At 61.8% G+C, this 13,852-nt stretch carries 16 protein-coding genes and 1 pseudogene; 9 read left to right on the forward strand and 8 right to left on the reverse strand.

Annotated features, from left to right (window positions below):
- Positions 1-18: 18 nt before the first annotated feature.
- Both M3I54_RS31950 and M3I54_RS31955 read left to right on the forward strand, forming a co-directional pair.
- Positions 19-495, forward strand: a complete 477-nt coding sequence (locus M3I54_RS31950; protein WP_254343115.1) for a hypothetical protein — start codon at positions 19-21, stop codon at positions 493-495.
- A gap of 341 nt (positions 496-836) precedes the next feature.
- A complete protein-coding gene (locus M3I54_RS31955) occupies positions 837-1,028 on the forward strand; it encodes a hypothetical protein (protein ID WP_254343116.1) in 192 nt (63 codons plus the stop codon).
- A 65-nt stretch (positions 1,029-1,093) separates the two neighbouring features.
- Here M3I54_RS31955 and M3I54_RS31960 read toward each other — a convergent pair whose 3' ends face one another.
- Positions 1,094-1,333, reverse strand: a complete 240-nt coding sequence (locus M3I54_RS31960; protein ID WP_236597017.1) for a hypothetical protein — start codon at positions 1,331-1,333, stop codon at positions 1,094-1,096.
- A gap of 284 nt (positions 1,334-1,617) precedes the next feature.
- A complete protein-coding gene (locus tag M3I54_RS31965) occupies positions 1,618-2,250 on the reverse strand; it encodes an H-NS histone family protein (protein ID WP_254343117.1) in 633 nt (210 codons plus the stop codon).
- Positions 2,251-2,288: 38 nt separating this feature from the next.
- Here M3I54_RS31965 and M3I54_RS31970 point away from each other — a divergent pair, with 38 nt between their 5' ends.
- The 3 genes from M3I54_RS31970 to M3I54_RS31980 all read left to right on the forward strand — a co-directional run bounded on the left by M3I54_RS31970 (position 2,289) and on the right by M3I54_RS31980 (position 4,276).
- The gene (locus M3I54_RS31970; protein WP_254343118.1) at positions 2,289-2,552 is read left to right on the forward strand and encodes a hypothetical protein; all 264 of its coding nucleotides are present in this window, start codon (positions 2,289-2,291) and stop codon (positions 2,550-2,552) included.
- A 446-nt stretch (positions 2,553-2,998) separates the two neighbouring features.
- Positions 2,999-3,337, forward strand: a complete 339-nt coding sequence (locus M3I54_RS31975; RefSeq protein ID WP_254343119.1) for an H-NS histone family protein — start codon at positions 2,999-3,001, stop codon at positions 3,335-3,337.
- 750 nt (positions 3,338-4,087) lie between these two features.
- The gene (locus tag M3I54_RS31980) at positions 4,088-4,276 is read left to right on the forward strand and encodes a hypothetical protein (protein WP_254343120.1); all 189 of its coding nucleotides are present in this window, start codon (positions 4,088-4,090) and stop codon (positions 4,274-4,276) included.
- A 328-nt stretch (positions 4,277-4,604) separates the two neighbouring features.
- Here the strand turns inward: M3I54_RS31980 and M3I54_RS31985 are convergent, their stop codons facing one another.
- The 3 genes from M3I54_RS31985 to ltrA form a co-directional block, all read right to left on the reverse strand.
- Positions 4,605-4,907: a BrnA antitoxin family protein gene (locus M3I54_RS31985; protein WP_254343130.1), complete on the reverse strand. Its 303-nt coding sequence runs from the start codon at positions 4,905-4,907 to the stop codon at positions 4,605-4,607.
- The gene (locus tag M3I54_RS31990; RefSeq protein WP_254343121.1) at positions 4,894-5,160 is read right to left on the reverse strand and encodes a BrnT family toxin; all 267 of its coding nucleotides are present in this window, start codon (positions 5,158-5,160) and stop codon (positions 4,894-4,896) included. The genes M3I54_RS31985 and M3I54_RS31990 overlap by 14 nt, the downstream gene beginning before the upstream one ends.
- 177 nt (positions 5,161-5,337) lie before the next feature.
- Positions 5,338-6,867 (reverse strand): group II intron reverse transcriptase/maturase, encoded by a 1,530-nt coding sequence (gene ltrA, locus M3I54_RS31995; protein ID WP_375542252.1) that lies wholly within the window; start codon positions 6,865-6,867, stop codon positions 5,338-5,340.
- A 401-nt stretch (positions 6,868-7,268) separates the two neighbouring features.
- Here ltrA and imuA point away from each other — a divergent pair, with 401 nt between their 5' ends.
- The gene (imuA, locus tag M3I54_RS32000) at positions 7,269-7,985 is read left to right on the forward strand and encodes a translesion DNA synthesis-associated protein ImuA (protein WP_254343123.1); all 717 of its coding nucleotides are present in this window, start codon (positions 7,269-7,271) and stop codon (positions 7,983-7,985) included.
- Positions 7,906-9,381 (forward strand): DNA polymerase Y family protein, encoded by a 1,476-nt coding sequence (locus M3I54_RS32005; protein ID WP_254343124.1) that lies wholly within the window; start codon positions 7,906-7,908, stop codon positions 9,379-9,381. Before imuA ends, M3I54_RS32005 begins: the two co-directional genes overlap by 80 nt.
- A 101-nt stretch (positions 9,382-9,482) precedes the next feature.
- On the opposite strand, the gene M3I54_RS32010 is transcribed toward M3I54_RS32005, so the two are convergent.
- The 3 genes from M3I54_RS32010 to M3I54_RS32020 all read right to left on the reverse strand — a co-directional run bounded on the left by M3I54_RS32010 (position 9,483) and on the right by M3I54_RS32020 (position 10,950).
- Positions 9,483-9,890 carry a hypothetical protein gene (locus tag M3I54_RS32010; RefSeq protein WP_254343125.1) on the reverse strand — a complete coding sequence of 136 codons (408 nt, stop codon included), beginning with the start codon at positions 9,888-9,890 and terminating at the stop codon, positions 9,483-9,485.
- A gap of 246 nt (positions 9,891-10,136) precedes the next feature.
- Entirely contained in the window at positions 10,137-10,496 is a 360-nt protein-coding gene (locus M3I54_RS32015) for a hypothetical protein (RefSeq protein ID WP_254343126.1), read from the reverse strand.
- Between the two features lie 115 nt (positions 10,497-10,611).
- Positions 10,612-10,950 (reverse strand): hypothetical protein, encoded by a 339-nt coding sequence (locus tag M3I54_RS32020; protein WP_254343127.1) that lies wholly within the window; start codon positions 10,948-10,950, stop codon positions 10,612-10,614.
- A gap of 221 nt (positions 10,951-11,171) precedes the next feature.
- Between M3I54_RS32020 and M3I54_RS32025 the strand changes: the two are divergent.
- Positions 11,172-13,605: pseudogene (locus tag M3I54_RS32025) on the forward strand (error-prone DNA polymerase); the annotation flags it as partial.
- A 49-nt stretch (positions 13,606-13,654) separates the two neighbouring features.
- Positions 13,655-13,852, forward strand: a 198-nt coding sequence (locus M3I54_RS32030) for a transposase (RefSeq protein WP_254341894.1), incomplete at its 3' end; no start/stop codon positions are given.

Genomic DNA, 13,852 nt, shown 5'->3' on the forward strand with positions numbered 1-13,852 from the left:
ATTCGCCAGCTGTCGAGCATGTCAAACAAGAACTACCGTTCCCCGCGTCGTCCGTCTGCCAGTGCGCATGCAAAATCGCTCTTTCTTCCCATGCCCCGCAAGGAATCCTCGGATCTTGCGCTGCGTGCACGGATTGCGCTCGAGCGTCTGCGCAATGGAGAAGCGGACCGCTCGCTGGTTAATCTCCTCTCGCAGATCATCATCATCACGAGCTTCATCACCCGGGCGGGACATGGGCGGCTCGATATCGCGGACATCGAACGCGTTGAGCGTGGCCTCGGAGAGGTGCTCGATCAGGCAGACCGCACTGGCGTCTGGAATGTGCCTGAATCGTTGACTGACGGTCTCACCGCCGTGGTCAATGAATACGACCGCGCGCTCAGCGTGACCCGAATGGAGATCGTACTCAGGGCGAGTGATCACCTTGGAAAGCTGGTCGGTATGGTCGCGCGTGACACGCGCACCAACGACAGTCATCTCCAGGTTGCACGATAACGTCGCCAATGCGCCCCGTCGCGCAATCGCACATCAGTCTGCTCATGTGCATGAAAGGCCGCCGGTGAACAAGGACGTGAGAGCGGCTCGCACAAACGTCATATGGATATTCCGGCAGCTGATGGTAACCGGCTCCCATAGACGGACACCAAACCGCCGGGCTTGGATTACAGGGAAATGGAGTCGCGGCCGGTGCAGCCTGCGATGATCCGCAAAAGCGCGCAAGCGCTCACAACAGAACAACGACAGGTGTATCGCGCGCTACACCGAGTCCACAACCCTGCGTAGCCCTGCGCATATTGCATGCGCTCCCGGCAACCATATCTCCGAAAGATAACGGCATGGAAATCCGCGTTGCGTACGAACATAGTCTCGCCACTGCGCCGGAGGAATTTATCGTTCAGGTGCCTTCACAGCTCGTGACCGATATTCCCGCGAACATGCCGCGCGTCCTGTTGCCGGAATTCATCGCGAACCTGATCGTCGAACGCTCACCGGCAATCGGAAAGATTCGCAATCTCAGGATTCTCTAACGGACTTCGTTTCAGCGGCAACGCCTGGATGTCGACAGGCGTCGTTGCCCTGGCCTCGGCAACACTCAGAAGAGGCTCTGTTGCCTGATATCGCGTGCTGGAGGCAATGACGGTTTCTGGCGTCGCGCGCCCGTGCGTCGGCGAATGACACGGCGTACGTGGGCGATCAGCTCGAAGCTTCCGTTCGCAAAACTGAGCGTGAGCCTGAACTGCGTCAGCCCATCCGGTCCGATACCGGGCTGCACCCGCAGCGATGCACGCATGTCGAGCCGGCGGGCACGGTCCACGAGCTGCGCGCGGCTCATGCCATTCCATGCGGCCGCGATCAGCCGACCAACCGCCGGAGGAATCGACTCGGGTGGACAGTCAACTGGCAACGCGAGAGATACGAGCGCGAAACGGTAAGCCATTCGGTAGACAGCGCGCGGCGCTGTGTCCGCACTTCCTGATGTACAAACAAGGCGCCGCTCTCATGTGAGGCGACGCACGAAGGGACCTGAGTAATCAGTCGTAGCGGGCCGCAAATGCGGCGTGGCCAGCATGTCACTCCGCCAGCTACGACTGGATCGCCCGTAACCGCCGTTGTCCTTTACGCTGCTGCGACTTCAGGCGTGGCAGCAGCCTCAACTGCGGCCGGTGCCTTTCGGGCTGCCACCTTGCGCGGTGCCGAAGCCTTTTTCGCGGGTGCTGCGGCCTTGCGTCCACGCACTCCCTTGACCGGCGCCGCTGCTGCCCGGCCAGCCTTTTTCGTGGCGACTGCCGTCTTCGCCGCCTTCCTGGCCACGACACGCTTTGCGCCTGCCTTTTTCGCAGTGACCTTTTCCGCAACGGCCTTCTTCGCAGGCGCCGCCTTGGCGCCGGCAGTCTTCGCCGTTGCCTCAGCGTCAATCAGGAATTTCGAACGATCCTTGACGTCGCGAATCCACAGCGGCGCCAGACCACGGCCCGACCACGTCGCGCCCGTTTTCGGATCCGCGTATTTCGGCGCAACGTGGTGCACGGCCGCACCCGGCGCTTTTGCTGCCGCCTTTGCCAGCGTCGTCCCAGGTTTGCGACCGCGTCGTTTTGCAACAAAGCCTTCGATGTCAGCGACAGTCAGTCCGTGCTTTTGCATCAGGTCACGGATTTTCGTCAGGCCCACCGACGACTGCTTTTCGGCAATCGTTGCCGCCTGCTTCTGCAGTTTGGCAATTTTCGAGTTGATTGCGTCCAGGGTAACCATGTCTATTCCTCGCTGTGGGGTTTACCGTTCATGCGATCGTGGAACTTCGCTGGCGTTTTTTGCTAGGCACTTCGAAGTTCGGTCGGCTCGTCAGAATTGACGCGGTCGTCGCGGTCGTCGCGGTCGTCGCGGTCGTCGCGGTCGTCGCGGTCGTCGCGGTCGTCGCGGTCGTCGCGGTCGTCGCGGTCGTCGCGGTCGTCGCGGTCGTCGCGGTCGTCGCGGTCGTCGCGGTCGTCGCGGTCGTGATTATGACTTTATCAGTACGTCCGTGCAAATTGAAAGGGCAGCGCGCAACGGTTTGAATGTCACTGGCGTTCAGGAATAGAGGCACGCCCGATGTTGCCCGTGCGTCCCGCAACGCCGCCTTTCTTTGTTTGTTTGCTATTGCGCCGCAAAAAGCCAACTCTCTATTATCCAGACATGCACCCGGTATCGTTGATCGGGGAGGTATGGGTCCCGCGTCAGCGATGCACCTGTTCGTACCGCACGTTGAATCGTGAAAGCAACAAAAGAAGACTCAACGTGCGCAAGCAAACCTGGTGTCGCACATGGGTTGATTTATACTGCTCTCATACCGGTCGCCAGTCGCGGCACCTCACCTGCGCCGCTCCCAGCAAAATATGGTTTAAACGTGCTCCACCCTCTTCGCTGCCCCGGCATGGGCAGCGTTGGGTCGCGTGGCATCCTGGCGGCACGCGATTTGCAATCACCTGCCCAACGACAGATTGTTGCGCGGAGAATACACCAGATGGATGAGAGAAAACGCGAAAGCATCGTGGCCTATCTGCGACGACGGATGGCTGAATTTGGAATCGAACCGGAAGACATCGCTACTTCAATTGCAGCCGATCAGGAGCGTTTGCGGGCAGTGCGTTTTCGCGACGCTTCGGGCAACACATGGGACGGCAATGGCGCGCCGCCACAATGGGTGGTTCAGGCAATCAGTGCCGGCCAGTCTCTTGAGCATTTCGCAATTGACGACGCCTCGAATCGCGACGCGGGCAAACGCACCGGCGCCGACTGGCGCAATGACCCGTTTGCCGGCTCGAGACTGGCCACAATCAAAACAGAGGACGTGAGCGCCTGAGAGCCGAAGCAATCCGAACCTGGGATCCGATGTCAGCTTCCTTACTCCAGATGCCTGGACATTCACTTGACGTGACTCTCGCCCACTGAGGAATAAAGCTTCAGGCATGGAACGAACGGCTATGTGCCGCGCTTCCCGCACAAACTGGCCAGTCACTGAAAGTTATGCGGTGACTAATCGAAGAGTTGCTGCTGTGACATGACGGCGCGCAAAGCACCCGTTTGCTGAAGATGAGCCAGTCCAGGTGAGAGCTGGAACGAACGTTGCCAGAATCCGGCCGTTTCTCACAACCGTGTCCAGCAGATTCAACGCGAAGATACGCGTCACTGCCAGAACTTCATCGTTAGGCTCAATGGCCCACGCGAGCGTGACGAGGTCGCCCAGACTGCGGCGTTCAGGAAGTGCCGGAATCCAGACATGTCGATCGCAGACATAGCCATGAAACCTCACTTTGGCTCAAATCGCGGTCTTCCCTCCCCGATCGCACAAGCGTTATTCACGATACATTCAGGTATCCTTCACAGCGTGCATCGATGTGCCACACGAGAGAAACACGATAGCCGGGAAACCACCCGGTGCACGTATGGACGGCCGGAGGAGAGCGAATTCTCCTTCGGAAACGGCTCTACTCTCTTGTCAATGCATGAGAAAGCTGGCACAAAAGGGGCCGTTCATATAGATGGAGTTTGACCTGGCGGCGCAAAGCCCGGCCTGGACAAAGCGGCTAGACTATCTCGGTGAAAAGCCGATATGAGCGAAACCCTGAAGAAGCCCAAGCCGGATGTGGCGACCCCGCCGAGCGTCGTGGTGAGTGTTTCGCGCTCCAGCAAGAAAAAGGTCGTGGTCACTTCCGGGACGAAGGCGCAACTGCGCAAGCGGGCGAAGACATCGACACGAAGTGCATTTCCCGAGCTGCCCGAGTGGCGGCTTGAGCGCTGATCAGACAACGGGCCGCAAGGCCCGTTGTGCTTGCTACGTCTTCCCCGTCAGCAAGCGCAAATGTGACGCGCACCGAGGCGCGTCCTCCGCGAGACGTCATTCCTGACCGGCGTCGACCTGTTTTCCCGCCAGCCACCGACCGTTGACCGATCTGCCGGTTGCCAGAGGGCGCTGCCCGATCTGGCAGCGTCCCGGTGCCAGCGTGTGACCCGGTCGCGCGATCCGGCGACCGATCTGCCGCCCCACCGGACCGTCGGCAGCTTCATGGTCCGATACTCGTCGGCACTGGCCGAACGCCGTTTCAACCACAAGCCACTCCACAGCTTTCTTATGCTGCCTTGAGCGGGTGCTCTTTCAGGTAGGTTTTTAGCGCGTCATTCATGCGCGTCTGCCAGCCTGCGCCGGTCGCACGAAACGCCTCCAGAACCTCTGCGTCATAGCGCATCGTGACCTGCTCTTTCGGATTCTCCTTCGGCGGGCGGCCCATGCGCTTTTGCATGACTTCAGCGAATGGACGCGCCCTGGCGAAATCCGCAGCCGTCCATTCCGGGTTGTCCGGATCGACCTCGATTCCGCGCTGGATTGCTGCTTCCTCTGCGGCGGTGTTGCGTGTCAGCTTAGCTTTGCTCATAAGCGTCAATCTCCGTGTTACTCGCCTTGCGCAGGCTGATGATGCGCATGGTTTCGTCGCGGGGCGTGAAAACCACGCTATACAGCCTTCCGCCTAACAGGGCAATGCCCCTGTACCGATCATCTCCGTACTCGTGCCGCATGTCCTCGACCGCCAGCATCCCATCCCAGTCGAGCCGCGCAGCCTCGGCGAGCGATACGCCGTGCTTTTCCTGGTTCGACGCGTCCTTCGCAAGGTCAAATGTGATTCTCATGCAACTTATTGTAGTGTCGAAAAATAGGAGCATGCAAGGACTTTTTGGAGTTACAGAAAGTGCGTCCTGGCGCAAGATCGCAATTCAACATGATTTGAATACAAAGCAGTCACACACCGACTGACCGCGTGACTTTTGCGAGCAGACCCGATACGATAATCGCGGTAGGAATGTCCATTACTGGACACCCCCCGCACGGATCCCGGCGTGCGCGATTCGCGCACCGGGCTCTTGCCTTGGGTGTTTGGCGTCAAAGCGCACAACAGGCCAAGGGTGAAGGATACGAGCAAGGGGTATCCACTGCTTCGTCAGTCGGAGCGCCTTTGCCCAGGTCGTTTTGTCTTTCTGGCTGCGCCGGAGAAGCGCGCGACGCCATAGGTCAATGACGTGGGCACGGTACGCTCGTATGGCCCGGAAGTTAGTTGGGACTGCGTGGTAATTGAAGTACCCCTGCACCACACGTCTCAGCCACTCCCCTTGCTCGGGAATCGACTGGTGCCATCTGCGCCGCAACTCATCCTTCACCTTCTGCAGCGCCGCCCGTAGCCGATCGCTTCGGGTTTTGCGCATGAGCATGAAGTTCCCATCTCGTGCGCGGCCGCTGATATGAGTGAAGCCAAGGAAGTTGAAAGTCTCAGGTTTGCCCAGCCCCCGATTTGCCCGATTTCGTGCCGCAAAGCGCCCGAACTCGACCAGCCGGGTTTTCTCCGGGTGGACCGACAGCCCAAATGATTCCAGTCTCTGTTGCATGGCTCGTTTGAACCGCTTTGCGTCTCGCAGTTTGTCGAACCCGACGACAATATCGTCGGCGTATCGAACAATCACAACGTTCCCCTCGGCGTGGCGCTTGCGCCATTGGTTCGCCCAGAGGTCGAAGACGTAGTGCAGGTAGATGTTCGCCAGCAGCGGCGAGATGACCGACCCTTGCGGCGTCCCCTCGTCGGTTGGCTCGATCACCCCGTCCTCCATCGCGCCTGCCTTCAGCCATTTGCGGATCAACCGAATCACGCGTTGGTCGCCTATCCGGTGCTCGACAAATCTGATCAGCCAGTCATGGTTGACAGTGTCGAAGAACCGGCTGATATCGGCGTCCAATATCCAGTTCACGTTTGTCCGGGCAACTCCCGTCGCGAGTGCGTCGAGCGCATCGTGTTGACTGCGCTGCGGCCGAAACCCGTACGAAAATCCCAGGAAGTCCGTCTCGTAGACTGCGTTGAGTACCGCCACCAGCGCGCGCTGAACGATCTTGTCCTCCAGCGCCGCAATACCAAGCGGGCGTAGTTTCCCGTCCGCCTTCGGGATGTACCGACGGCGACTGGGTAACGCACGATAGGCTTGCCGGTGCAGGCGTCCATGCAGGTCTTTGAGGTTTCCCTCCAAGTCTTGCTCGTAGTCGTGCCACGTCACGCCATCCACCCCGGCCGCCGCCCTCCGTTTCAGCCAGAAGAACGCCGTTTCCAGCAGGTCAATGTCGATCAGATGGAACAGCGCCGTGAACCTCTCCTTCTTCCTTTGCCTTGCGGCTTGACGCACACGTCCCAGCCTCTGGGACACGCTTATCCGGCTCTGAGTCCGGCGCGTGCGCGACCAGTCCGTGTTCCCCTTGGCCCCGCCCCTTCGCTCCACCGACTCCGCCCCCAGTTCCCCGGGTTTGTTCGCCAGCTTCGTCGCTACTATGGGCGAGTCTGACTTCTCCCATTCGTACATCATCGGCTTCGGCTCCTCGCCTTCCCGATGCGGACCGCCGGGTTGTGCTGCCACCGGCGGTCGAACGGGAGATCTCCCGGTTCCCGAGTGGAGATCGTATTGACATGCCAGGTTCTATGACCCCGCCGAGCCCGCGCGGTACTCGCGATAGCGCACTGCGCGGTGTTGCCTTCCGCATACAGGATTACGTCGGCACTCGGGTTTATAAACATTTCGTGGCTCAATGGCTGGCCTATCAACACCCCTGTCAACGCTTCGCGACCCGCCTCGCGGTTGGCCACGCATGACTCGGGGACATTGTGAGTCGCTAACTCTTACAACGTCGGGGACTTCCACCCCTTGACCTGCACCGGTCTCCCGGCGCACCCTGTATATATATACAGGTATTTATTGGGGGCACCATGGCGCTGCCGCTACTGAACGTCGAGGCAATACACCCGGATTTGTGGCGTGCCTCGCAACTGGGTTCGGCGCACGGCCGCACGGTGACGAGCGGACACGAGGCGCTCGACGCGGAGTTGCCGGGCCGCGGCTGGCCGACGGGGGCCTTGACCGAAGTGATCGTCCCGCAACCGGGCTGCGGCGAACTGCGTCTGCTTAAAGCTGCGCTTGAAGCCGTCGCAACCCGGCCAGTCTTTGCCCTGCAGCCACCGCATCGACTGCAGCCGGCGGCGCTCACCTGGTGGGGCGTGGGCGCTGAAAACATCCGCGTGCTCAAGGCGGCCACGACCGCGGACAGCCTGTGGGCAGCGGAACAGGTCCTTCGCGCCGGAACCGCAGGAGCGCTGCTGTTCTGGCAGCAGCAGGTACGCCCGGAGGCGCTGCGCCGCCTGCACCTGGCCGCGCAGCACGCGGATACGTTGCTATTCCTTTTTCGCCCTACCGCTGCGGCGAACGCGACGTCGCCCGCTCCGTTGCGCGTTTCGATCGACGCCGCGCCCGACGGTGTGAACGTCTCATTCATCAAACGCCGCGGACCGCATCGCGACAAGCCCGTATTCGTTGCGCTCTCTCCGTCGCCCGTTCTCCTGAATCGTCATGCACCACTGGATCGGCGTTCATCTGCCACGCCTGCCCATCGAGAGTTTCTGCCCAACCTGGTACATGCCGGTGTCTGACAACGGTTTCGTTGTTCTGGAAAAAGGCCGCGTGCTCGATGCCGACGCAGCCGCGCGGGCGCAGGGGGTTGTCGATGGCATGCGCCGCGGCGGCGTGCTGACGCTCGCACCGAACGCGAACCTCAGGGAGCGTGAACTCACGCGTGAAGAACAGACGGTAAGTGGCGTCGCGTTCGCCCTGCTCCAGTTCACGCCGAACGTCGTGATCGCCGACGAGAACGTCGTTCTGGCCGATGTGACTGCCAGCCTGCGGCTTTTCGGTGGCCTGCGCGCGCTTCACCGGCGCGTGCGTCGCACGGTTGCAGACTTCGGCGTGACGTGCACGGCGTCGATCGCACCGACCGCCGAGGCGACCTGGCTCATTGCGCGCGCCGGTGGTGGCGTCGCGCTCACACAGCGGTCCCTTTCGCGTGTACTAAAGCGCATCCCTCTGGGCGTGCTGCCGCCCGCGAGACGTTTCGCCGAATGGTTCGATGGGCTTGGATGCACGACGATCGATGACGTGACGCGCCTGCCGCGCGCCGGACTGAAAAAGCGCTGCGGCACCGCGCTGCTCGATGCACTTGACCGCGCGAAAGGTGAAGCCCCTGAAGTCCACGAATGGCTCACGATGCCGCCCGCGTTCGATGCCCGCGTCGAGTTGCCGGACCGCATCGAACACGTTGAAGCGGCGCTCTTCGCAGCGCGCCGGCTTACGCTGCAGATGACGGGCTGGCTTGCCGGCCGCCAGCTTGCCGTCGCGCGTTTCGTTGTCTCGCTCGAGCACGAGCGCGGCCGCGATGCGATTCCCCCAACGGGCGTGGAAGTCGCGCTGGGCGAGCCGACGTGGCACGAAGAACACCTCGTCCGGCTGCTGAAGGAGCGACTCTCGCGGATCGAACTCGCGGCGCCGGTCATTGCATTGAGGCTCGAAGCGAAAGATGTACGGGAAGCTGAGGCACCAAGTAACTCGCTGTTTCCGGAACCAGGCGGATCGCCTCAGGACCACGCGCGCCTCATGGAACTGCTCACGGCAAGGCTGGGTTCAGGGAATGTGATGAGAGCGGCACCCGTCGCCGATTTCCGTCCCGAAGTCGCCGCGCAGTGGGTGCCGGTCAGCAGCGAATCCAAACCCTCACGCATCGATCTGCCGCGGGATTTGCCTCGCCCGGCATGGCTCCTTGAGGTGCCCATCCAGCTCATCATGCGTGGTCACCGCCCGTTCTACGGCACGCCGCTGCGGATGGTATCGCCCGGCGAGCGGATCGAGTGTGGCTGGCAGGACGGTCACATCGTGACGCGCGACTACTTCGTCGCCGAAGCCGAAAACAATCTGCACTACTGGGTATTTCGTGAGCGCGTCGGCAGTCGTGATGAGCGCGAGCCACGCTGGTTTCTTCACGGCCTGTTTGGCTGAAATGCGGGAGTTGGCACAGGGGCGTTAACGCTGTGATCCAGTTATCCGCCGCGAGTGCGCTTGGGCGCAGAACGGCCCCCAGACAGCCTCTGGCGTGATCGTCACGCCGCCGCCTGGTGCACACTCCGGATCCCGTCTGCCCGACTCAGGTGAGCGGGTTGTGAGGAACGTGTGACGGCTTCGAGTGGAGCGACATGCAACTGCTCCTCGTGTAACGTCAGCAGTTCTGCGAACAGTTCGAAGGTTGCCTGATCGATACCCCAGATGCCAGACGCCAGCGCCGCGCGCAGGCTGCGCTCGAGCGCGTCGTGCGCTTCGGTCAAGCCCTCAATGCGCGCCCGGCCATACCCCGCGTCGAAGAGGTGTGAGGTGCTGACGATGATCTGTGCCATCGTCACGAAATGCGCAAGATCGCCGCGCTGCAGCCGGAGGCTGGACAGCGTGATGTGGTACGCGATCATCCGCTGACGGACGGCGCTCTCCGGCAGGGGAAGCAAACGAACAGCCAAGGGAATGCCGCAGCGGCGCGTCGACGCGCCTCGCCTGGTTCGGGCCATGACAGGGAAGGATTAAGGATGCTTTCCTTCGATAACGGCACGATTGTTGTCGCGCTTCAATCCGGTGGCTGACCCACAAAGACAAACCACGAGGCTACATCAGGACGCCGGCCTCCCGGGCACATTGGCAGTTGCCCCCTCCTGTACCGAGGCATACCAGAACCAGAGCGCTTCCAAGTTGTGAGCAACGCTTTCCTGCTACTCGCTATCTGGCAATCCGCTATCCGAAATCTGGTGCCTGCGGGACTCCGTCGACAGAAGCCGGGGCGGCTCAAGAACGATGCCCCACGCGGTCAGCAGACCATCAAAAGACGGCTGGCCTGCCTGCGCCCGGGGCGCGGGCAAGGCGATGCCGGTTGCCCGATAGTGAACGCGGTCCTTCGCGCTTGCGCCTGAACGCACGATGCGCTCAAGCGCCCCATTGCGCAGCGCGTACTGCACAGCATCAGAAGCCGTGCGCGAGTTCATCAGTCCGGACGCCACAATCTCGCTCACCGTCGCGCTTGCGCGTTCGCGAAACCACGCGAGGAGTACCTCAGCGTTGTCGTGCGTGCTCATGATTGGCCCTCCCTGCGCGCGGGGCTTTGCCGCGCGATATGTGTAGTGGTTGTCAATCCGGCGTCTGGCGCGTCAGCCCGGACCATTCAATCCTGCGCTCACGCGCCTGCGAACGTCATGAGTCTTGCTGTTCATCGAAGGGGACGTGTTCGCCCGTCGACGACTGCTTGCCGAGCTTGCCTTCATTTTCCATCGCGTCCTGCCATGCCAGCATGGCATTCGCGACAGCGTCCTTCTCGCCGCTGAAGGACAGCACCGTCTCCCCGCACGACGGACAGATGCCGCCGAATGCCGCCTGGATACCCGCCATGTTTCGCGTGTCGAGTGCGTCGAAGTCGTTGAATGCGGTCTTGCGCGCACCGCACACCAGCTTCTCCGGGCGCAACGCATCTATCTTCGCCTTTGCCTGCGCGATGCGTTGTTCCTGCGTCCCGCACTGTTTTGCCTGTCCCATCGTTTGTGCTCCATTTGCTGTGAACCGGTTGTGGCCGGATTTTCCGCGATGTTAGCCCGCCAGAGTCCGGTTCATTCCGGGAAAAGCCGAAGTTTGGCCCCGCCAGCCAGATTGGGCTAGAATACTACTGTATAAACGTACAGTATCAATTGAGGGGCGGAAAGACGGAATCGGGCGTCCGGATCCAATGGATCAGGTGCCGCCCGGGCCGCGCGCAAGCTATGCCTGCACCTGACTTTGGCGGACTGCCGGCGTATGCCGAACTCCAGTGTGCGTCGAACTTCTCCTTCCTCCGCGGTGCCTCGCACGCCGACGACATCGCCGCGCGTGCGGCACAGCTGCGCTATGCCGCAATCGCCGTCACGGACGAGTGCTCGCTGGCCGGGGTCGTGCGCGCGCACGTCGAAGCGAAAAACGCGGGTATCCCGTTCATTGTGGGGTCCGAGTTTGCGCTGACGAATGCCGACGGCTCGCACGCCCTGCGCTTTACCGCCCTTGCCATGACGCGGGAGGGCTACGGCAATCTCAGCGAGTTGATCACGCTTGCGCGCATGCGCGCGGACAAGGGTAACTACCGGCTCGCCACACGCGACCTCGACCATCCCGAGGCTTCTCACGGACACCTGAAGGGACTGCCGGACTGCATGGCGATCCTCAACCCGGAGTACCCGGCCAATGAGGCGCGCCTCGATGCGCAACTCGAATGGTTCGCAGCGACGTTCGGTGAACGCGCCCGGATCGCGCTGACGCTTCACGCCCGCGCGATGGACGACCTTCATCGCGGAGCGATCGAGCGGGCTGCAACGCGCCACGCCGTGCCCGTGGTGGCCACCGGCGCTCCGGTCATGCACGTTCGCTCGCGCAAGCCGCTTCAGGACGTGCTGAGCGCGATCCGTCTCGGGCGGCCGGTTGCCGAGTGCGGCTATGACCTCGCGCCAAACGCCGAACAGCATCTGCGTTCGAGATTACGTCTGGCCAATCTCTATCCGGCACGCGCTCTCGCCGAGACGGTCGAGATTGCGCGCCGCTGCACGTTCTCTCTCGACGAGCTCCGCTATGAATATCCGGACGAACTTGTGCCCGACGGCTTCACGCCCGAAGCCTACCTGCGCCAGGAAACGTATACCGGCGCTCACCGGCGGTGGCCCGCTGGCATTCCGCACAAGGTCCAGGCGCAGATCGAGCACGAACTCGCGTTGATTGCCGACCTTCGATACGAGCCATACTTCCTTACCGTGTATGACATCGTGCGCTTCGCGCGCAACGAGGGGATTCTCTGCCAGGGACGTGGCTCGGCTGCCAACTCCGCGGTCTGCTACTGCCTGGGCGTGACCGAGGTCGACCCTGCACGCTCGTCAATGCTGTTCGAGCGCTTCATCAGCAAGGAGCGCGGCGAGCCGCCAGACATTGATGTCGACTTCGAGCACCAGCGACGTGAGGAAGTCGTCCAGTACATCTACCGCAAGTACGGACGCGATCGCGCGGCGTTGACGGCTGCCGTAACGACCTATCGTCCACGCAGTGCGCTGCGGGAGTCGGGCAAGGCGCTCGGCATTGACCCGGCCATCGTCGATCGCGTTGCCAAGGCCCATCACTGGTTCGACTCGAAGGAAGACCTGCTGAGCCGCTTTGCCGAAGCGGGCCTCGACCCACAGGCGCCACTCATTGCGCAGTGGGCCGATTTCGCCACCCTGCTCCTTGGCTTTCCGCGTCATCTGTCGCAGCACAGCGGCGGGTTCGTCATCAGCCGCGGCAAGCTCTCGCGCCTGGTGCCCATCGAGAATGCCGCGATGGTTGACAGATCAATTATTCAGTGGGACAAGGACGATATCGAAGCACTTGGACTCCTGAAGATTGACGTCCTCGCGCTGGGCATGCTGTCGGCGGTGCGCCGCGCGCTGGACCTGATTTCGGAAAAGCGGGGTAAAGTGTTTGAGCTGCAGGACATTCCCGCCGAGGATTCCGCAACCTACGAAATGATCTGCCGGGCGGATACGGTGGGTGTTTTCCAGATCGAATCGCGCGCGCAGATGAGCATGCTTCCACGTCTTCAGCCGCGCCAGTTCTATGACCTTGTGATAGAGGTGGCAATCGTGCGGCCGGGCCCGGTCCAGGGCGGCATGGTTCACCCGTACCTGCGCCGGCGCCAGGGGATCGAGCCGGTGACGTTCCCCGAGTCCACAGATGGAGCAGGCACTAGCCCGTACGCTGGGCGTGCCGATTTTCCAGGAGCAGGTGATGCAGGTTGCAATGCTTGCGGCGGGCTTTTCTGCGGGGGAGGCCGACCAGTTGCGCCGTGCGATGGCTGCGTGGCGCCGCAAGGGAGGCCTCGGCGTCTACTACGACCGCATTGTCAACGGCATGCTCCAGCGGGGGTATGAGCGGGAATTTGCCGAGCAGATCTTCGCGCAGATCCAGGGCTTCGGTGAGTATGGTTTCCCGGAAAGCCACGCGGCCAGCTTCGCCCTGATGGTCTACGCGAGCGCGTGGCTGAAGTGTCACGAACCCACGGTGTTCGCATGTGCGTTGCTCAACTCCCAGCCGATGGGGTTCTATTCACCGTCCCAGCTTGTCCAGGATGCAAAGCGCCACGGAGTACGTGTTCTCCCCGTCGACGTGACCGTGAGCAACTGGGATTGCGCGATTGAAGGTCCTGAACCGCCCCGGGATTTCCGGAGGCTCCACTTCTTGAGAAAATGGAGCTATGGAAAACACCAAGAAGAAGTCCCCAAGGTACTCGCCGGAAGTTCGTGAGCGGGCTGTGCGAATGGTACTGGAACATCAGGGCGACCACGAATCGCAATGGAAAGTGATCGCCTCGATCGCAGCGAAGCTGGGCTGCTCGGGCGAGACGCTGCGTAGCTGGGTGCGCAAGGAAGAGCGGGATCGGGGTTTGCGCCCG

The organism is Paraburkholderia sp. CNPSo 3274 (assembly GCF_024206475.1).
In the GTDB taxonomy this organism is placed as follows: Bacteria; Pseudomonadota; Gammaproteobacteria; order Burkholderiales; family Burkholderiaceae; genus Paraburkholderia.